18 protein-coding genes are annotated in these 16,600 nt (G+C 56.2%); 5 read left to right on the top strand and 13 right to left on the bottom strand.

Translation table 11 applies throughout. The features are described from left to right. Positions 1–48 precede the first annotated feature (48 nt). Together IYV58_RS12890 and IYV58_RS12885 are read right to left on the bottom strand one after the other, a co-directional pair. Positions 49–624, bottom strand: coding sequence for a helix-turn-helix domain-containing protein (locus IYV58_RS12890; protein WP_004120763.1), 576 nt, complete (start codon positions 622–624; stop codon positions 49–51). A 165-nt stretch (positions 625–789) separates the two neighbouring features. Next, on the bottom strand, positions 790–2,085 hold the full coding sequence (locus IYV58_RS12885) for a porin (protein WP_195729662.1): 1,296 nt from the start codon (positions 2,083–2,085) through the stop codon (positions 790–792). Between the two features lie 512 nt (positions 2,086–2,597). Between IYV58_RS12885 and IYV58_RS12880 the strand changes: the two genes are divergently transcribed. Next, positions 2,598–3,116, top strand: a complete 519-nt coding sequence (locus IYV58_RS12880; protein WP_195729661.1) for a GNAT family N-acetyltransferase — start codon at positions 2,598–2,600, stop codon at positions 3,114–3,116. Next, entirely contained in the window at positions 3,113–3,562 is a 450-nt protein-coding gene (locus tag IYV58_RS12875; protein WP_004120768.1) for a DMT family transporter, read from the top strand. Before IYV58_RS12880 ends, IYV58_RS12875 begins: the two co-directional genes overlap by 4 nt. An 8-nt stretch (positions 3,563–3,570) precedes the next feature. Here IYV58_RS12875 and IYV58_RS12870 read toward each other — a convergent pair whose 3' ends face one another. After that, positions 3,571–3,804, bottom strand: a complete 234-nt coding sequence (locus IYV58_RS12870; RefSeq protein ID WP_004120770.1) for a YdcY family protein — start codon at positions 3,802–3,804, stop codon at positions 3,571–3,573. 17 nt (positions 3,805–3,821) lie between these two features. Beyond that, positions 3,822–5,420 carry an ABC transporter substrate-binding protein gene (locus tag IYV58_RS12865; RefSeq protein ID WP_049115476.1) on the bottom strand — a complete coding sequence of 533 codons (1,599 nt, stop codon included), beginning with the start codon at positions 5,418–5,420 and terminating at the stop codon, positions 3,822–3,824. Between the two features lie 269 nt (positions 5,421–5,689). Between IYV58_RS12865 and IYV58_RS12860 the strand changes: the two genes are divergently transcribed. Beyond that, complete coding sequence (locus IYV58_RS12860; protein WP_195729660.1) at positions 5,690–7,123, top strand: aldehyde dehydrogenase; 1,434 nt, start codon at positions 5,690–5,692, stop codon at positions 7,121–7,123. Positions 7,124–7,126: 3 nt separating this feature from the next. Here IYV58_RS12860 and IYV58_RS12855 read toward each other — a convergent pair whose 3' ends face one another. The 3 genes from IYV58_RS12855 to IYV58_RS12845 form a co-directional block, all read right to left on the bottom strand. Beyond that, positions 7,127–8,383 (bottom strand): putative acyl-CoA thioester hydrolase, encoded by a 1,257-nt coding sequence (locus IYV58_RS12855; protein ID WP_004120792.1) that lies wholly within the window; start codon positions 8,381–8,383, stop codon positions 7,127–7,129. Between the two features lie 81 nt (positions 8,384–8,464). Beyond that, complete coding sequence (locus IYV58_RS12850) at positions 8,465–9,235, bottom strand: alpha/beta fold hydrolase (RefSeq protein ID WP_049115978.1); 771 nt, start codon at positions 9,233–9,235, stop codon at positions 8,465–8,467. A gap of 72 nt (positions 9,236–9,307) precedes the next feature. Further along, the gene (locus IYV58_RS12845; RefSeq protein ID WP_004120798.1) at positions 9,308–9,481 is read right to left on the bottom strand and encodes a GhoT/OrtT family toxin; all 174 of its coding nucleotides are present in this window, start codon (positions 9,479–9,481) and stop codon (positions 9,308–9,310) included. A 198-nt stretch (positions 9,482–9,679) separates the two neighbouring features. On the opposite strand from IYV58_RS12845, the gene yncL reads away from it, so the two are divergent. Beyond that, positions 9,680–9,772, top strand: coding sequence for a stress response membrane protein YncL (yncL, locus tag IYV58_RS12840; protein ID WP_004101822.1), 93 nt, complete (start codon positions 9,680–9,682; stop codon positions 9,770–9,772). A 52-nt stretch (positions 9,773–9,824) separates the two neighbouring features. On the opposite strand, the gene IYV58_RS12835 is transcribed toward yncL, so the two are convergent. Continuing rightward, complete coding sequence (locus IYV58_RS12835; protein WP_049115976.1) at positions 9,825–10,109, bottom strand: hypothetical protein; 285 nt, start codon at positions 10,107–10,109, stop codon at positions 9,825–9,827. A gap of 557 nt (positions 10,110–10,666) precedes the next feature. On the opposite strand from IYV58_RS12835, the gene IYV58_RS12830 reads away from it, so the two are divergent. Then, a complete protein-coding gene (locus IYV58_RS12830; protein ID WP_004120802.1) occupies positions 10,667–10,789 on the top strand; it encodes a small membrane protein in 123 nt (40 codons plus the stop codon). A gap of 360 nt (positions 10,790–11,149) precedes the next feature. Here the strand turns inward: IYV58_RS12830 and patD are convergent, their stop codons facing one another. Genes patD through ydcS form a run of 5 tightly spaced genes read right to left on the bottom strand, consistent with a single transcriptional unit; the run spans position 11,150 to position 16,502 of the window. Next, positions 11,150–12,577, bottom strand: coding sequence for an aminobutyraldehyde dehydrogenase (gene patD / locus IYV58_RS12825; protein WP_142474130.1), 1,428 nt, complete (start codon positions 12,575–12,577; stop codon positions 11,150–11,152). Between the two features lie 22 nt (positions 12,578–12,599). Then, on the bottom strand, positions 12,600–13,406 hold the full coding sequence (locus IYV58_RS12820) for an ABC transporter permease (RefSeq protein WP_004120806.1): 807 nt from the start codon (positions 13,404–13,406) through the stop codon (positions 12,600–12,602). After that, positions 13,396–14,325: an ABC transporter permease gene (locus IYV58_RS12815; RefSeq protein ID WP_195729659.1), complete on the bottom strand. Its 930-nt coding sequence runs from the start codon at positions 14,323–14,325 to the stop codon at positions 13,396–13,398. Before IYV58_RS12815 ends, IYV58_RS12820 begins: the two co-directional genes overlap by 11 nt. Position 14,326: 1 nt before the next feature. After that, complete coding sequence (locus IYV58_RS12810; RefSeq protein ID WP_049115973.1) at positions 14,327–15,337, bottom strand: ABC transporter ATP-binding protein; 1,011 nt, start codon at positions 15,335–15,337, stop codon at positions 14,327–14,329. 19 nt (positions 15,338–15,356) lie between these two features. Continuing rightward, positions 15,357–16,502, bottom strand: a complete 1,146-nt coding sequence (gene ydcS, locus IYV58_RS12805; protein WP_004120816.1) for a putative ABC transporter substrate-binding protein YdcS — start codon at positions 16,500–16,502, stop codon at positions 15,357–15,359. Positions 16,503–16,600 lie beyond the last annotated feature (98 nt).

Genomic DNA, 16,600 nt, shown 5'->3' with positions numbered 1-16,600 from the left:
ACAAGTCTGTATTGAGGCTAGCTGCTTTCCCGGCAGCGCGCATTGACATTATGAGGCAGATTGATTGAGTCGGACGACCAGATAGACGCAGGGCAGCGCGGTTTCATTAATAAAGCGGCAGTCGTTAGGCGGCCCGAGCTCCAGGCAGTCCCCCGCCTGCATCTCGTGGCGCGCATTGCCTTCGATAAACACCAGCTCGCCCTGCTGTAGCCAGATCAGCTGCCGGGCCTGGGCGTAGGATGACGCAGGCATTGGCACATCGCTGCCGGCCGGAAGCTCCACCTGCACCAGATCGATTGGCAGGTCGCTGCGCGGCGAAACGTGGCGCCGCAGATAGTGGCTCTGCGGATCGCGCCACACCGGCTGATGCGCAAAGCGCAGCAGCTTGCCTTCCTGCATCTCCGCCCTGGCGATCAGCGTCGACATACTCATGCCGAAGGCGCCGGATAACCGTCCCAGCATCGATGCCGTCGGGCTGCTTTCGCCGCGCTCGATCTTGTGGATCATCGCCCGCGACGCCCCCGCCCGCTCCGCCAGTTCGTTCAGCGACCAACCGCGAGATTCCCGCTCGATTCGGATACGTGCGCTGATGCGCTGGTTAAGGTTGTCTTCTATAGTATTCATAGCGTGACACTATAGTGTAGCCCGCTTGTTTGCACAACCAGACGCCCGGCGTCGGAAATGAAGATGAAAAAGCCCGGCGTATCATTGGCCGGGCAAACACAGAGAGTCATTCAATCCGTTAATTTGAACAGCATTACGGCAATAAATGAAAAGAAATTATCCCGCTTAGATAAAGACGCGCAGACCCACTGCGCCAAGATGGTCGTCAATATTCCACGCTTCATTATCGTTGCCCCAGGCTTTTTCGTAGCCATATTCAAGATAAGTGACCGCGTTTGCGCCGAGCCAGTAATCGGTACCCAATACCGTCGACTGGAAGTGCTGTCCCTCCATCGCATCGCCGCCCTGCGACCAGTTAAAATCAACGTACACGCCCCAGGCCGGGGTGATTTTAAACTGTGAGTCATATTCCAGACCGAGAACCGTTTCCTGGTCATCACCCTGCGGGTTATTATGTTCGTAATGGCCGCTGGTCGCCGCGTTAACATCATTCACTTTATTGAGGTAATAAGTCACTTCCGCGCCGTTATACCAGGCATGATCGCCAACGCTTGTCGTATATTTCGCGTTCATGCCCATGCTATAAGTATTGCCGTCATAGGCATCGCCGTTATTATCGGTGTAATTAAAACAGTGGCCATTCGGGCCAAAATTCTGGCAGCCGCTGACTGAACCGCTATTTACCGTGTAATTGTTATACGCCACCGCGCTGGAGACGGAAAAGCCGTTATCCCAACGGTACTGCGCGGCAACCGCCGCTCCGCCATGAACGGTGGCTGACCCATCGCGGTAGGCGTCGTGCAGGTTGGGGCCATCGCCATAGGAAGCAAACCCGATGCTGTCGACGTTGTCATTGCCTTGTCCCATGACGCCAACAGTCATATTTTTATCACTGTAATAGTAGATCGCCGCAGAATTAATTATATCCGTCGACATCCCGGCGGTATCATGTTTCGCTTTACCGCCCCAGGCATAAGTCGTATCAATACCCAGTCCCCAGTCGGTAGGGGCGTATTGTTTGCCGAAGGTCACGACGCCATATTGATCGTTACCAATACCGGCATACGCCTGCCGCGTATAGACATCGTTGCCCTGATCATCGGTGGCGGAATCTAAATCATGAACACCGGTCTCATAATAACCGACGGCATAATTACTCAGGCCATTCAGGTCAAAATTATGGCGCAGGGCAATCCCCAGCCGCGAGTCATTATTCTGTATATTATGTTCCTGAGTATGAGCAGAATCCGTTTTGGCCATTAAACGTACGGATCCTAAAATACCGATTGCCGTATCGTCATTACTCCACAGCGTCTCCCCTTTGGTCTGCGTTGCGGTATAAGCCGGCGCAGCCTGTAGCGCAGAGGGTTCCGCCGCCATTGCGCTATTCGCGAATAGCGTACCGATGGATATTGCCAGTATTGAAGGCATGAATTTTTTCATATTTTGTGTCTGCGCCATCGCTTCACCCTTTTAGCAAATTTATTCCGTGCGTATAAATACGCACAATATTGTGAGTAGAATATGGTTATATAAAAACCAACAGAGCAGCGCGCTATATTAAATAGCGACCCGCATACTCTGATTAATCACAATATATCCGCGAGGATTAGGTTATTTCTATTGGCTGAAATGCAAAAAAGGAATGCCATCACAACGAATCACACTATTGTTAATAAAATCATGGAGTTATATTATTACTGGCACCATTGCCAGATGTCATTAAACAATAATAGCGGTAAATAAAAATGTGGAATGTTACGGCAAATTAATAGCAATATATTTAATGAATTATCGAATTAAAAATTATCGATGTGAGTGATGATTTTGCCGCCGGACCCGGCGACGCAATCCTCGTATCCTCCGACGCCGCTCAGCCGAGGAGAAAATTTCTGCCTAAAACAGATGACAGCCTTGCGTACATTATTGTAATAATATCGTACTACTATAGTGTACAAACCTTGAGGGTTACCATGACCATCCGCCATGCCAGCAAAGACGATTGCGCGGCAATCGCTGAAATCTACAACCATGCGGTACTGCATACCGCTGCTATCTGGAACGACAAGACCGTCGATACCGACAACCGTATTGCCTGGTTTGAGGCCCGACAGCTCGTCGGCTATCCGGTGCTGGTCAGCGAAGAAAACGGCGTGATTACCGGTTACTCCTCCTTCGGAGACTGGCGCGCCTTTGACGGCTTTCGCCATACCGTCGAGCATTCCGTCTATGTTCACCCCGATCATCAGGGTAAAGGGCTGGGCCGCAGCCTGCTGGTCGCCCTCATCGCCGAGGCGAAACGGTTAAATAAGCATGTTATGGTTGCCGGTATCGAGGCGCAAAATCAGGCTTCACTGTATCTGCATGATACCCTGGGCTTTATCACCACCGGGCAAATGCCGCAGGTAGGCACCAAATTTGGTCGCTGGCTGGATCTGACCTTTATGCAGCTGCAGCTTGACGATCGCCGCGATCCGGACGGCAGCGCATGAATCAAACCCTGACCCTCGCCTGTTTAGTTGCCGCCGGCGTCGGACTGGTACTGCAAAATACGCTGATGGTGCGCATTACCCAGTCCGCATCGACTATCCTGATCGCCATGCTGCTTAACTCGCTGGTCGGCATCGTGATTTTCGTGACCATATTGCTGCTTAAGCACGGCGCGGCGGGGTTTCAGGAGCTGGCGATTAGCGTAAAGTGGTGGACGCTCATTCCCGGCCTGCTGGGCTCGTTCTTCGTCTTTGCCAGCATCAGCGGTTATCAGAACGTCGGAGCGGCAACCACCATTGCGGTGTTGATTGCCAGCCAGCTGGTGGGGGGGTTAGTGATGGATCTGATTCGCGCGCACCACGTCCCGCTTCGCGCGCTGATTGGCCCGCTCTGCGGCGCGGTGATGCTGGTGGTCGGCGCCTGGCTGGTGGCCAGACGCCAGTTCTAGCCGCTAAGCTAGTGAATTTCGCCGCCGCGGGTCAGCTGCTCGCGGCGCGCCTCCTGCTCCTCGTGCTGCTGGCGGCCATGGTGGGCGATGGCAGTCCGCAAACGCTGCTGCTGAACGTAGCGCTCTTCCCGTCCCAGCTCCGCGTCATCGCTCAGCGCGATCAGCAGTTCATTCATGTGGGTAATGACGCTTTCGGCAATCGCGGCGTCCACGCGGGCGACGACCTCATCCAGATGCGACATGTTTTTCTCCTTGCGGCTTAGTTGAGTTTAACTTTGGAAAAATCGCTGCCCATCAGGCTCACGCTGTAGCCGCTGACGTTGCTGCGCGTCGCGTAGAAGGTCTTCCCGGTCGCCAGGGTGATCCAGGGGGCCTGCTGCTGAAAAATCGTCTGCGCCTCGCCGTATAGCTTAGCGCGCGCCTGAGGATCGCTGACCAGGATAGCCTTTTTCACCAGCGCATCGTAGGACTTATCGCACCAGCGGGCGACGTTAGAGCCGGTTTTGATGTTATCGCAGCTTAACAGGGTGCCGGCGAAGTTATCCGGATCGCCGTTATCGGACATCCAGCCAAACAGCGCGCTGTCGTGCTCGCCTTTACGCATTCCGGCGAGATATTCCCCCCACTCATAGGTGACGATTTTGGCTTTAATCCCGACCTTGCTCCAGTCATTCTGGATCATCTCGGCAATACGGCGCGAATTAGGGTTATAGGGACGCTGCACCGGCATCGACCACAGGGTCACTTCGGCCCCCTTCTCCAGTCCGGCCTGCTTGAGCAGGTCTTTCGCTTTTTGCGGATTGTAGTCGTAGTCCGGTAGATCTTTCTTATAGCCAAGCATATTGGCGGGGATCGGTGATTTCGCGACGCTGCCGGAGTCGAGGAACACCGCTTTTACGATCGCCTGCTTGTCGGTCGCGTAGTTCAGCGCCTGGCGCACCAGGACATTATCAAACGGTTTTTTCTCGGTATTGAACGCCAGATAACCAACGTTGAGCGCTTCTACCGAATGCAACGCCAGATCTTTATTGCCCTTAATCACCGGGAACTGTACCGGCGATGGCGCGGGAATAATCTGGCACTCATTGGTTTGCAGCTTCGCCAGTCGCGTCTCAACGTTCGGCGTGATGGAGAAGATCAGGTGTTTGGTTGGTACCTCGCCGTCCCAGTAGTGCGGATTGGCGATATAGCGGATCTGCGAATCCGCTTTATATTGTTGTAGCGCGTAAGGTCCGGTGCCGACAGGCCAGGTATCAACATACTCCGGGGTCCCTTTTTTCAGCATCGCATCGGCATATTCGGCAGAGAGTATCGACGCAAAATCCATGCCCCAGTCGGCGAGGAACGCTGCGTTGGGTTCGCTCAGCACAAACTGGACGTGGTAATCATCGACCTTTTTAACCTCTTTGATCAGCTTATCCAGCCCAACGTCGTGAAAGTATTCGTAATGTCCCTGGGAAACATTATGGTACGGATGGTTGGCATCTTTCTGCCGCAGCACCGAGAACAGCACGTCATCGGCGTTGAAATCGCGGGTAGGCTTAAAGAATTTGTTGCTGTTGAACTGCACGCCCTTGCGCAGGGTGAAAGTCCAGGTTTTGCCGTCCGGCGAGACGCTCCATTCGGTCGCCAGCGAAGGAATTGGCGTGTTTTTCACCGGATCGAAGTTTATCAGGCGGTTATAAAGCACCTGGGAACTGGCGACGAACGACGGGCCCGAGCTGGCAATCTGCGGGTTGAAAGATTCCGGTGAAGCTTCGGAGCAGTAGACCAGCGTATCGTTGCCCGCCGCCCAGGCGCTGGCCGCCGGAAAGAGTGCGCTCAACGCCAGCGCAAGCAGCGTTTTCCCTGTAGACATGGTTATAAGCCTTATGAATTTGTTATAAGTGCTTTAATAACAGCACAGGAGAATTCAACCGGCAAATAATCAATTGCTATCAGGTTATGCTAAAAACCGCATTTTCGCCGATTAATTCTACATCCGCTCATTTGACGTCATTGAATCCAGCAATAAATGTGAAGCGTACGGAAGGTTACGAAAAAAGCGGGCGATAACCGCCCGGCCGGCATCGCGCACCCGCACCACCCGGTAGACTCGGCAAATCGTAACGTCAGGAGAAGATAACAATGACCATAACCTGCAGCCTGTACACTAACGGCCAGTGGCATGATGCCGAAGGCCGCGCCACCTTTACCCGCAATAATCCGCTGACGCAAGAGACCGCCTCCGTTGCCAGCGCAGCCAGCCTGGCAGACGCTCGCCGCTGCGCCGATGCCGCGGGTGCGGCGTTCCCGCAGTGGCGCGACACAATCCCCGCCGAGCGTCGACGCCTCCTGCTGGAAGCCGCAGAAGAGATGCTGCGCCGCGAAGCCAAGTTCATTGCCGCGATGGCGGCAGAAACGGGGGCCGCCGCGCACTGGGCCGGTTTTAACGTTCACCTGGCCGCCGATATTCTGCGTGAAGCCGCCGCGCTAACCACGCAAATCGAGGGACAGGTGATCCCCTCCAATGTGCCGGGAAATCTGGCGCTGGGCATCCGCCAGGGCGCGGGAGTCGTGCTCGGCATGGCGCCGTGGAATGCGCCATTGATCCTGGCGACCCGCGCTATCGCCACGCCGCTGGCCTGTGGAAATACGGTTATTCTCAAAGGCGCGGAGCTGTCACCGGCAACCCAGGGGTTGATAATCGATGCCCTGGCAGCGGCAGGCTTTCCCGCCGGGGTGGTCAATTATCTGACCTGTCCCCCCGCCGACGCGCCTGCGCTGGTGGAGTCTCTGATCGCCCACCCCGCCGTTCGCCGCATCAATTTCACCGGTTCGACGCCGGTGGGGCGGATAATCGCCCGCACCTGCGGTGAACATCTGAAACCCGCGGTACTGGAGCTGGGCGGCAAAGCGCCGCTGCTGGTGCTGGATGACGCTGACCTCGAACAGGCCGCGGCAGGGGCAATTTTTGGCGCCTTCGCCAATGCCGGGCAAATCTGTATGTCAACCGAGCGCATCATCGTCGATGCCGCCGTCGCGGAACCGTTCGTGGCGCTGCTGGCCAAACGAGCCGCCGCCCTGCCCGCCAGCCTTCTCGGTCCGGTGGTGGAGATGAGAACCGTCGCCCGCTGCAACGCGCTAATAGAGGACGCGCTGGCGAAAGGCGCGCGCCTCCTCGCGGGCGGCATGTCGGACTCAACGCAGATGCGCGCCACCCTGCTCGATGGCGTAACCCGCGAGATGCGCATCTGGCATGAGGAGTCATTTGGACCGGTGAAATCGATTATTCGCGTTCAGGATGAAGACGAAGCGCTGGCCGTCGCCAATGAAAGCGAATATGGCCTCTCGTCGGCGATCTACAGCCGGGACAGCGCCCGGGCGTGGAACCTGGCGCAAAATTTGCAAACCGGCATTTGCCACATTAACGGCCCCACCGTGCATGATGAGGCGCAAATGCCGTTTGGCGGCTGCAAATCGTCGGGCTACGGCCGCTTTGGCGGACGCGCGGGGGTGGCGGAGTTTACCGAGCTGCGCTGGATAACGCTGCAAACGCTCCCGCGCGAGCTGCCGTTTTAAGCCTCAGGGCTGCCAGTGGTTATTGAATTCCCACAGGCGATTGAAGGCAACATCATCAAGCTGACGTTCTGCGGCGGTATTGCCGCGGAACGGCCGGGAGGTGGTGGCCGCAGCGCCCCAGGGGGAAAGCCGATCGTAGCTTTGATCGATAGTGCTGTTGGCGATAAGCGCCTGCCCGTTAGCGGTTTTTCCGGGTAAATAGCCGGTCTTGCCCGCCCCCTGGTCCCAGGCGCGGCCAAGCTTCGCCTTGAAGCCGCCCCGATAGCCGCTATCGCCGGTAAAACGGCTGTTGATCACCAGAAATCCACACGGGTTATCCGGCAGCGTATTCGGCGCAAGCACGTAAGCTTCGGGCGAGAGGCGCGTTGAGACGGTGTGAAAATGGACATTATCAAAAACCACGTTTGCCCGGCCAAAAACATAGTCCACATCGCCTTCTATGTAGCTGTCTTTGACATATACCCGGCTGATACGGTCGGTCACCGCCTCATTGCGCCGATTGCTGGTATTGACATAGAGCGTATCCTGGCGTCCCAGCAGACGGACGTTCTCCAGCTGCACCCGATCGCCATCGGTCCGCAGCGCCACGCCCTGATGGGTCCCACCGTCGACGTTGTCCAGCAGGCTATTGACTACGCTGAGGTTCAGCAGCTGAAAATCCGCGCTTTGTGACCACATCACCGCCGCGCAGTTGGTGCCTATCGTCCTGGCGGTACGTCCGGCGCAAAGCGCATACTGATACCAGGCCGGATCGCCTTCACGATACTGTTGCTGGCTATTCACCTGCTGGCGATAGCGCGTTACCGGGAATTGCGAGTCGATTGCCAGCTCTATTCTCACCGCTTCAGGGTTATCCCCGGCGCCGTAGAGGGTTATCGGCGGCGCCCCTTCTGGGATATAGACCGTCTCCCGATAGATACCCGGTTCAATGCGGATATAAATACGCCCATCACCGGCCGCGTGCTGGTTGATTGCCGCATTGACCGCCTGCTGAATGCGGGTGAACGGCGCGCCCGATGGCGCCACGCGCCACGCGCTTTCGGCCCGCGGGAGACGCGCAGGCGATGGCGACCAGGGGCCATCGGGGGCACTCAACGCGCCGCCTTGCGCAAAATAGCGTTCCATGGTGAAGGTTGCCGCTTCCGCCGCCGTAAGCTGTGGGCGGGAGGTTGTCCCGCGCGGATTTTGCGACACGCACCCTTGCAGAAGCAGCGGTGTACAGAGTAAAGCCGAGATACCCAGGATAGTGATTTTTCGCATTTCACGCTCGCCAAAAAAATAAAAAAACGGAATACCAAAATAAATGAAATATTGTTTCTTTTTGTGTATAGCGATCACGAATCAGGCTTCTGCGTCAATACCGGCGTAAAAATCGGCCAGCGTACGCGCCAGCGCTGAGGGGTTTTCCCACGCCATGGAATGCCCGGCCTGCGGGATCATCAGCAGCGGGATCCCGGCGGCTTCACTCTCCGTCGCTTCCTGGGCAGGCAGCGATAATGCTCCGTATATCAGCGCTCTGGGGCAGGATAAATTGACAAAGCGCGCGAACCAGGAGGGATTAGCACCCTTCACCAGACTGACCGCGCCGCGCCACACCGCCCAGGGGGCGCTGTTTTGCAGGCAGCCGGCCCATGGCGAGGTTTCGGTGGAAAGCATATCGGCGTAACCACGGGCAATAAAGCGTTCTTCCGTTTGCCCGGCGATGCGCCTGCTGTACATTCCGCCCCCGGGATAGAGATTGGGTTCGGCTACCAGCAGCGCCCGCACCCGTTCGGCAAGCCGCCCGGCCGCTTCAATCGCGACGCTGCCGCCCATGCTGTGACCAAATAAATAGCAGCGTTCAAGGGCTAAGCGATCCACCAGCTCGGCCACTACCGCGGCCTGATCGGCGATACGGTAGCTGAAGGATTCAGGTTTATCGCTATAGCCGAAGCCGGGTAAATCGACAAGGATCATTCGCCGCCCGGCCAGCGCCGGGTCGGCAGCAACGCGCGGATAATCATAGCTTGAGGCACAGCCCAGGCCGTGGATAAAGACAATGGGTTCGCCGCGACCGGGCAGATCGAGCCAGCGCACGGTGGCGCCAGCCTGAGAAGAATAAAAACCGTTCATCGAAAAGCCTCCATTTAATTACGCCTGTTTTTTTATACAGTCATAACGTAAGGTGAGCTATCGATTTTTAAATCAAAACAGGGAGACCAGCAGCGCCATGGGAAAACTGAACGGCCAGGTCGCGCCAATCAGCAGCGCCGCCAGCAGTCGGATCCAGCGGCTCTCTTTGGTTAAGAACCAGCTTATTACCGCACAAACACAGCCCATAACTGCATAAAAAACCAGCATTTTCTGGTATAAAGTCATTTTTCTTCTTCCTTCCCTGACCGGCATTTACGCATATCGCGATGCCTTTTCGCATCCGCAGAGTGCGTCAGGGATTATGGCATTTTTAAAACACACAACAGGGTTAATTTCGGAAAAACGCCTGATTCATCTTTGTCCGATAGCGCAACCTCTAAGCTCGTACTATAACTGTAGAGGCTTATTCATAAAGGTGGCGTTATGGATGTTTCCAGCAAAACCGTCCTTCTGATAAATGTCGGCGCGGCACTCGCGCTTATCGGCCTGTTATCCGTTCGTTTTGGTTGGTTTTAAAGATTTTACTCAGCAGCGAAACCTAAAAAAGCAGCCTGGTCAGGCTGCTTTTTTACGATTTGAAAGACCCCGCCTCCGCTGCAGGCGCACGCTTTTGCGCGGCCATCAACCTTTGAACTTCTGGATTCCATGCCGGCAGCAGATCGACTTTTTCACTATCCCACGCGGCTGCCATGCAAATCGATTCCGCGACCCCCTGCTTTTCACAGCCAATAATCTGTTTGGCCGGAAAATTGCCGTAAAGCATCGCCGTGGCGCAGGCCACAAAGAGAAAACACGCTATTTTTTTCAAAACAATATCAACTTCGAAGCAACAAATTGCGCCGAATGTTCGCATGAGCGGCTATAGAAAGTCAAACGCCCGGCGCGTCGCGTATTAGCCGTAATGACGCCCGTAAATTTAACAAAAATATTACATTCACCATCAACTTATAGGTGAAGGCGGGGATTAAATATCGTCAAAGTTAAATCGCTGCCGTTAGAGATATTAATCTCACCTGTCGCCGCAAATTCCAACATAAATAATAGGGTTAATATCAACCATAAATATGACTGCTGCGCCGTAATCCATACATAACGGTATTGCCGAAAGCGAATGCGCTTTTCATTGCACGGGGTAATTGTTCATTACTCTTTATACGCGCAGATTCGCGAGAGCATTTTGCGATCATCATTATTAGCAGGGTCAGCGGCAGCGAGGATTTCAGCAAAATGAACACACCAACAAAAAGAACAAATATATCAATATTTTACACTAGATCATGATAACCAAAAGCCTGCGAATTGTTTTAAATGATAAGAAATATCATTTGCGTTATTTAGCACAAAATCATACATTCATAATCACAAGTTATGCGAAGCTTGTTTTTTACTCATTTATTTTTGAGGTGGCACATGTCCGGAATCGCCGTTCTTATTGTGGCGTTAATTTTATTAGTTGCTGCAATTTATAATCTTTTTTCCTACGTTCGCGAGCGTCGCCAGGCGAGTTTACCGAGCAAAAAAACAAAACGTTAGCCTGATTATCATTTACCAAAAAATAGATGCCTTGATACGTAATAAATGCGCGACCGCATGACATCGGGCAAACTCGCAGTAACAAACCAGTAGCGTCTGAAAAACAAAAAGCCCCTGCAGATGATGCAGGGGCCCGGGAATGAGTATCGTCATATCGCGGCATCCCGCTCAGGGCGCATCGCGCGCCCCGGGGAAGGATACCAGCCCCATCCGGCGCTTATCTCCGGCACTCATCATGGCTTAGCTCTTGAAGGGGCATAAGAATACTCTCATAAAACCCCGCTTCCGTTTTAACTTTTTCTGCTATCGCTAACTATTAGCAGGGTAATGTATCCACTCGGGGATTATCACGACTGTGCCCTACCCGTGTTTAATCATTACGTGCCGGATAGTGGTGTAATCCTCCAGGCCATACATCGACATATCTTTGCCATAGCCGGAAAGCTTCTGCCCGCCGTGCGGCATTTCGCTGACCAGCATGAAATGGGTGTTGACCCAGGTGCAGCCATACTGCAAACGCGCGCTAAGGCGATGCGCCCTGCCGACATCCCTGGTCCACACCGACGAGGCCAGACCATACTGTGAATCGTTAGCCCAGCTTAGCACCTGCTCTTCATCAGTAAACGAGGTGACGCTGACGACCGGGCCGAAGACCTCGCGTTGGACAATCGCATCTTCCTGCCTGGCTCCCGCCAGCAGCGTCGGCTGGTAATAGTAGCCGTTACCGGACGCTTTGTTGCCACCGGCGATCACTTGAATATGCGGCAGCGCGCGGGCGGCATCGACGGCGGCGCTGACCCGGTCCAGATGTGCTTGTGAACTCAGCGGCCCCAGCTCGGTGGTCTCATCGTCCGGCGGGCCCATCTTCAGGCTGGCGACCGCGGCGCCGAGTTTTTCCACCAGTTGGTCATAAATCCCGGCCTGGGCGTAAATCCGGCAGGCGGCGGTGCAGTCCTGACCGGCGTTATAGAAACCAAAGGTCCGTACCCCCTCCACCACCGCATCGATATCCGCATCATCAAAGACGATAACCGGCGCTTTCCCGCCCAGTTCCATATGGGTACGCTTAATCGACGACGCGGTGTGGCCGATGATATGCGCGCCGGTGGCAATCGAACCGGTCAACGACACCATGCGCACCTTTGCATGGGCGGTGAGCGGATCGCCGACGGTAGCGCCGCGGCCAAACAGCACGTTAAGCACCCCGGCGGGGAAAATCTCTTTTGCCAGTTCGCCCAGCTTCAGCGCGGTCAAGGGGGTAATCTCCGAGGGTTTGATCACCACGCAGTTGCCGGCGGCCAGCGCCGGTGCCAGCTTCCACGCCGCCATCATCAGCGGGTAGTTCCACGGCGCGATGGAGGCCACCACGCCAACCGGATCGCGGCGGATCATGGAGGTGTGGCCTTCGAGATACTCACCGGCCGCCATACCCGGCAGACAGCGCGCCGCCCCGGCAAAGAAGCGGAACACATCGGCGACCGCCGGCAGTTCATCGTTGATCACGCAGTGCAGAGGCTTGCCGCAGTTGAGCGATTCAAGCTTAGCCAGCGTCTGCGCATGTTCGTCAATCACGTCCGCCAGCGCCAGCAGGCATTCAGCGCGGCTCTTGGGCGTGGTCTGGCTCCAGTTGACAAAGGCCTGGTCTGCGGCCTCAACCGCGGCCTCAACCTGCGCCGGCGTGGCTTCGGCTATCGACACGATCTCTTCACCGGAGGCAGGATTAAACACCGGCACAGCCTCGCCTTCCCCAGCCACTAACTTACCGTTAATCAAAAGGTTATTTTGCATAGCATTATCCTGTATCGGTATTTTATTTTCCGTTTTCAGCGCTGATGTCGCCGTCACGGGTGAGCCACCAGGCCCCCAGAATCGGAATCATCGTCACCACCATCACCAGCAGCGCAACCACGTTGGTTATCGGGACATCGCGCGGGCGTCCGAGCTGATTGAGCAGCCAGAGCGGCAGCGTACGCTCGTGTCCGGCGGTAAAGGTGGTAACGATAATTTCATCAAACGACAGGGCAAACGCCAGCATGCCTCCCGCCAGCAGCGCCGAACCCAGATTAGGCAGCACCACATAGCGAAAGGTCTGCCAGCCCGTTGCGCCTAAGTCCATCGACGCTTCGACGAGACTCCAGGAGGTCCGGCGAAAGCGGGCAATCACGTTGTTAAACACCACCACGACACAGAAGGTCGCGTGGCCTACGACTATCGTCAGCAGCCCCGGCTCCAGATTGACGGCCTTAAAGGCGGTGAGCAGCGCCAGTCCGGTAATAATGCCGGGCAGCGCTATCGGCAACAGCAGCAGCAACGACACGGCGTTCTTACCAAAAAACGCGCTGCGCCACAGCGCACCTGCAGCCAGCGTGCCAAGTACCAGGGCGATAGCGGTGGAAAGCGCGGCAACCTTAAGTGACAACGTCACGGATTCGATAATGTCGCCGCGCCCCGCAGCTTCGCTAAACCAGCGCAGCGTCAGGCCCTGCGGCGGAAAGCTGAAGGCGGCGTCTTCGGTATTAAACGCATAGAGGGCGATAATCAGTAGCGGGAAATGCAGGAAGATTACCCCGCCCCAGGTTGCCACCTTCAGGAGCAGCGGCGCGCGGTCAGAGTGCATCAAACGCTCCCAGACGTTTCACGAACGCCAGATAAAGGGCAATCAGCACGATTGGTACGAGGGTAAAGGCCGCCGCCATCGGCATATTGCCAATCGCTCCCTGCTGGGAATAGACCATATTGCCGATAAAGAACCCCGGCGGCCCCACCAGCTGCGGGACGATAAAATCGCCGAGCGTCAGGGAAAAGGTAAAAATCGATCCCGCGGCAATGCCGGGAATCGCCAACGGCAGAACCACGCAGCGGAATGTCTGGCGCGGACGGGCGCCAAGATCGGCGGAGGCCTGAAGCAACGACGGCGGCAGGCGTTCCAGCGCAGCCTGCACCGGCAGGATCATAAACGGCAGCCAGATATAGACGAACACCAGAAAGCGGCCCAAACCGGAAGTCGACAGCGTATTGCCGCCTACCGCGGGGATCGTCAGCACCAGACTCAGCAGGCTTTCCAGCCCCAAATGGCGCAGAAACCACTGCGCGACGCCATCTTTTGCCAGCAGCAGCGTCCAGGCATAGGCTTTGACGATATAGCTCGCCCACATCGGCAGCATTACGGCGATATAGAAAAACGCCTTCATCTTGCCGCGGGTGTAGCGGGCCATATACCAGGCCATAGGCAATGCCAGGATCGCGCTGGCGATCGTTACCGACAGCGCCATCATCAGAGTACGGAGAATGATGTCGTAGTTTGCCGGGTTAAACAACGCCCGCAAATTGGCCAGCGTCAGGTCCTGAGTCACTGACATGGTGAAATCATCGAAAGTGTAGAAGCTTTGCCATAGCAGGGTCAGCAACGATCCCAGATAGACAATGCCGAACCACATTAGCGGGCCAAGAAGAAGCAAAAACAGGGCCAGCGAGGGTTTACGCCAAAACAGCGCGGATAAGCGCCCGGGAGAAGCGGACGGAATCGCCATCGTCATATCAGCCCCCGCTCTCCAGCGGCACCATTGCCGCACGCGACCACGAAGCCAGCACCGTTTGTCCCACCGGCGGTGCGTTTAACGCGGCATGACCATCAACGTTCGCCTGACTCACCAACAGCTTCTCGCCATCGGCCAGCTTGAGTTCGACCCGAGTCGCGGCCCCCTGATACTGTACCGCCTGTACCACCCCCGCAATCTGGATCTCACCGGCGGTATTCAGACGAATATGCTCCGGACGCAGCGACCAGGATCCCGCCATCGCGCAGAGCCTATGCGCCCGTTCTCCGCTGAACACGTTGGCGGTACCGACAAAGCTGGCCACAAACGCCGTTTTCGGCCGCAGATAGAGGTCCTGGGGCGCATCAATCTGTTCGATTCGCCCATTATTAAACACCGCCACCCGATCGGACATCGACAGTGCTTCCCCCTGATCATGGGTAACAAAAATAAAGGTGATGCCCAGCGCCTGCTGCAGTTTTTTCAACTCCAGCTGCATCTGTTCACGCAGCTTTAAATCCAGCGCGCCGAGCGGCTCATCCAGCAGCAGGACCCGCGGCTGATTCACCAGCGCGCGGGCGATCGCTACCCGCTGACGCTGTCCGCCGGAAAGCTGTGATGGCCTTCGCGCGTGCACAAACGCGAGCGCGACCCTCTCCAGCGCCTCCATCGCGCGGGCGTGACGCTCCTTTTTGCCGATTCCTTTAACCATCAGACCGTAGGCGACGTTATCGAGCACCGACATATGAGGAAACAGCGCGTAATCCTGGAAAACGGTATTAACGTCGCGCTGCCACGGCGGCAGCTCGCTGGCCGGTTTACCAAAAATGCGAATCGCGCCGCCAGAGAGCTGTTCAAACCCGGCAATCAGGCGCAGGCAAGTGGTTTTGCCGGAGCCGGAGGGCCCCAGCATGGAGAAAAATTCACCGTCGCGAATGGCGATGCTGACGCCATCCACCGCCCGTACGTCGCCGTACAGCCGCGAGACATTATCGAACTCTACCGCGTGCATATTGTTCGCCTCCGGCGACTTAACGACCGCCCATAATCGCGATGTAATCCTGGGTCCAGCGGCTGTAGGGTACGAATTTCCCGCCTTCCGCGACCGGCGTTTTCCAGAACGCGATTTTGGTGAACTCGTTATAGCCGTTGGTCTCGCAGCCCTTATCTCCCAGTAGCGTACTGGCTTTGCACCCTTCAGGAACCACCGGCAGAGAACCAAACCAGGCAGCGACATCGCCCTGGACTTTCGGCGTCAGCGACCAGTTCATCCATTTATAGGCGCAGACCGGATGTTTTGCGTCGCTATGCAGCATGGTGGTATCCGCCCAGCCGGTAACCCCCTCTTTCGGGAAAACGGTAGCAATCGGCTGGCCTTCCGCTTTCAGGCCGTTGGCCTGATACGGCCAGGCGCTGGAGGCCACGACGCCTTCGTTTTTAAAATCACTCATCTGTACGGTGGTATCGTGCCAGTAGCGATGAATCAGGGCGTGCTGATCGCGCAGAACCTTGAGTACCGCCTGATATTGCGCTTCGGTGAGCTGATAGGGGTCGGTGATACCGAGCTGCGGCTGGGTGGCTTTGACAAAGAGCGCAGCATCGGCAATATAAATCGGCCCGTCATAGGCCTGCACCCGGCCCAGGTTGGTTTTGCCGTCCGGCAGATTTTGTTTGACGAACACCACGCTCCAGCTATCAGGCGGCGTCGGGAAGATTTTGCTGTTGTACATCAGCAGATTCGGCCCCCACTGGTACGGGGTGCCGTAAACCTTACCGTTGACGTTGAACCATGCGCCTTTTTCCACCCGCGGGTCGAGGGACTTCCAGTTGGCGATCAGCGAGGTGTCAATCGGCTGTACGCGCTTGCCCATAATCAGGCGCAGCGAAGCGTCGCCGGAGGCGGTGACCAGGTCATAACCGCCTTTCGCCATCAGGCTGACCATCTCGTCGGATGTGGCGGCGGTTTTAACATTGACCTGACAGCCCGATTCTTTTTCAAACTGGGTTACCCAGTCGTAGCTTTTATCGGTCTGTCCCCGTTCGATATATCCCGGCCAGGCGATAATATCGAGACGGCCTTCGCCTTTATCGAGAGAAGTCGGCGGCTCGGCGGCCTGCGCCGTCAGGAAAACCATACCCAGCACGCATAAGCTGCCGCGGGCAATTTTATTGCTCATCGGGTCTTACTCCTGTCACAAGAAAATGAGCGGCAGCCGTGCCGTAAAAATATCTCCCTTAATAACAGTAGACGGCGCGCTATAGCCCCCTGGGGAAA

It is taken from the genome of Klebsiella sp. BDA134-6 (assembly GCF_015601345.1).
Classification (GTDB): domain Bacteria; phylum Pseudomonadota; class Gammaproteobacteria; order Enterobacterales; family Enterobacteriaceae; genus Klebsiella; species Klebsiella grimontii.
Note: the sequence above shows the minus strand (reverse complement) of the source record. Positions and strands in the feature narration are given on the sequence as shown.

Coding starts and splice junctions, on each gene's coding strand:
- yncL (WP_004101822.1), top strand. CDS start 9,680: ATGGATGTTTCCAGCAAAACCGTCCTTCTGATAAATGTCGGCGCGGCA.
- patD (WP_142474130.1), bottom strand. CDS start 12,577: ATGCAAAATAACCTTTTGATTAACGGTAAGTTAGTGGCTGGGGAAGGC.
- IYV58_RS12890 (WP_004120763.1), bottom strand. CDS start 624: ATGAATACTATAGAAGACAACCTTAACCAGCGCATCAGCGCACGTATC.
- IYV58_RS12815 (WP_195729659.1), bottom strand. CDS start 14,325: ATGACGATGGCGATTCCGTCCGCTTCTCCCGGGCGCTTATCCGCGCTG.
- IYV58_RS12845 (WP_004120798.1), bottom strand. CDS start 9,481: ATGACTTTATACCAGAAAATGCTGGTTTTTTATGCAGTTATGGGCTGT.
- IYV58_RS12835 (WP_049115976.1), bottom strand. CDS start 10,109: ATGCGAACATTCGGCGCAATTTGTTGCTTCGAAGTTGATATTGTTTTG.
- IYV58_RS12875 (WP_004120768.1), top strand. CDS start 3,113: ATGAATCAAACCCTGACCCTCGCCTGTTTAGTTGCCGCCGGCGTCGGA.
- IYV58_RS12865 (WP_049115476.1), bottom strand. CDS start 5,420: ATGTCTACAGGGAAAACGCTGCTTGCGCTGGCGTTGAGCGCACTCTTT.
- IYV58_RS12860 (WP_195729660.1), top strand. CDS start 5,690: ATGACCATAACCTGCAGCCTGTACACTAACGGCCAGTGGCATGATGCC.
- IYV58_RS12870 (WP_004120770.1), bottom strand. CDS start 3,804: ATGTCGCATCTGGATGAGGTCGTCGCCCGCGTGGACGCCGCGATTGCC.
- IYV58_RS12850 (WP_049115978.1), bottom strand. CDS start 9,235: ATGAACGGTTTTTATTCTTCTCAGGCTGGCGCCACCGTGCGCTGGCTC.
- IYV58_RS12820 (WP_004120806.1), bottom strand. CDS start 13,406: ATGCACTCTGACCGCGCGCCGCTGCTCCTGAAGGTGGCAACCTGGGGC.
- IYV58_RS12885 (WP_195729662.1), bottom strand. CDS start 2,085: ATGGCGCAGACACAAAATATGAAAAAATTCATGCCTTCAATACTGGCA.
- IYV58_RS12855 (WP_004120792.1), bottom strand. CDS start 8,383: ATGCGAAAAATCACTATCCTGGGTATCTCGGCTTTACTCTGTACACCG.
- IYV58_RS12880 (WP_195729661.1), top strand. CDS start 2,598: ATGACCATCCGCCATGCCAGCAAAGACGATTGCGCGGCAATCGCTGAA.
- ydcS (WP_004120816.1), bottom strand. CDS start 16,502: ATGAGCAATAAAATTGCCCGCGGCAGCTTATGCGTGCTGGGTATGGTT.
- IYV58_RS12810 (WP_049115973.1), bottom strand. CDS start 15,337: ATGCACGCGGTAGAGTTCGATAATGTCTCGCGGCTGTACGGCGACGTA.
- IYV58_RS12830 (WP_004120802.1), top strand. CDS start 10,667: ATGTCCGGAATCGCCGTTCTTATTGTGGCGTTAATTTTATTAGTTGCT.